Source organism: Pseudomonas sp. W2-17 (genome assembly GCF_041060445.1).
GTDB lineage: Bacteria > Pseudomonadota > Gammaproteobacteria > Pseudomonadales > Pseudomonadaceae > Aquipseudomonas.
Genome location: NZ_JAUFNS010000051.1, coordinates 1 through 1,277 on the forward strand (window position 1 = coordinate 1; position 1,277 = coordinate 1,277).

Below are 1,277 nucleotides of genomic sequence, written 5' to 3' on the forward strand. Positions count from 1 at the left end.
CGTCACTAGTGTCCGGGGAAAGTCCGGAGGGGGAGCTTGCTCCCCCTCTCTGACAGCATCGATAGGGCATAATCAGTCTTTTCCGACTCGGTTTTCGCGATGTTTTCCAGCACTAATCTCGGCCGGTTGCTGACTGCATTTCCTGCGGGCGTTTTCCAGAATGAAGTTAAAGAAAGCCAGGCTGATCGCTACGCCAAGCGCTGCACTTCACGAGATCTACTGGTGACCTTGCTGCTGGGGCACCTGCAACAAGCGAGCAGCTTGCGCAGCCTGACCGCCATGTCGCAGGTCATCGACGAGCACCAATACCACTTGAATGCTCGATCAGTGCCCCGCTCAACACTGTCCGACGCGCTCAACAAACGAAGCGTTTCGCCGTTTCGCAAAGCCGCAGAACACATGCTCAAATGCGTCGCAGGCCAGCAACGGCGGCAGCTTGGACGCATGGTTAGTCTGATTGATTCGACCTCCATTACCTTGCGCGGACCAGGGTTTGACGAATGGACACTGGCCAACAAAACCCGCATTACACAAGGTCTCAAGGTCCACACCGGATTTGATTCTGTCCAGTTGGCCCCGACGTATATCAACATCACACCGGTTAACGTCAACGACATGACGGACGCGCTGAGGATGAAGATTCAGCCCAACATGACGTACGTATTCGACAAAGGTTATTGCGACTATGGCTGGTGGCATGAACTGCACATTGCCGGTGCCTATTTCGTGACGCGGCTCAAGAACAACGCCAATGTCCAGCTCAGCCACGTGCACTCTCATCCCTTATCCGGGACCTCGGTGAGCGCTGATGAAATCGTGCAGTTTGGCCGGCGGCAAAATGCTTTTCAGGGCGCACCCGTTAGGCGTATCACGGTCAAGGTCGATGGCTGGAAACACCCGCTCATCCTGATTACCAACGACATGAGCAGTCCACCTGAAGACCTCGCTGACCTTTACAAACAGCGTTGGCAGATCGAGCTGTTTTTCAAGTGGATAAAGCAGCATCTGAAGCTCAAACGGTTCTTTAGCTTTTCAGAAAATGCCGTGCGTTTGCAGATTTACAGCGCCGTCATTACTTACTTGTTACTGCACTTTTTTCATACCCGGTCAGGCCGCTGGGAGTCGATGTTCGATCTGACGTGTCGCCTGAGTTGTGTCTGGTTTGATCGGCCTCTGACGCGCAGGAATCAGGCGCTGGAGAGGAAAAGCATTGAAAAGCTGAAGGCTGCCCAAGGCAGCCTTCAGCTATGAACAACTTTCCCCGGACACTAGTGACG

At 53.8% G+C, this 1,277-nt stretch carries 1 protein-coding gene; it reads left to right on the plus strand.

Features of this window, described 5'->3' with window-relative positions; all coding sequences use genetic code 11:
- Positions 1 to 99 precede the first annotated feature (99 nt).
- On the plus strand, positions 100 to 1,251 hold the full coding sequence (locus QWI20_RS27405; protein ID WP_369308094.1) for an IS4 family transposase: 1,152 nt from the start codon (positions 100 to 102) through the stop codon (positions 1,249 to 1,251).
- The last annotated feature ends 26 nt before the right edge of the window (positions 1,252 to 1,277 follow it).

Excerpts from the sequence above, each read along its gene's own strand:
- QWI20_RS27405 (WP_369308094.1), top strand. The coding sequence starts at position 100 with ATGTTTTCCAGCACTAATCTCGGCCGGTTGCTGACTGCATTTCCTGCG.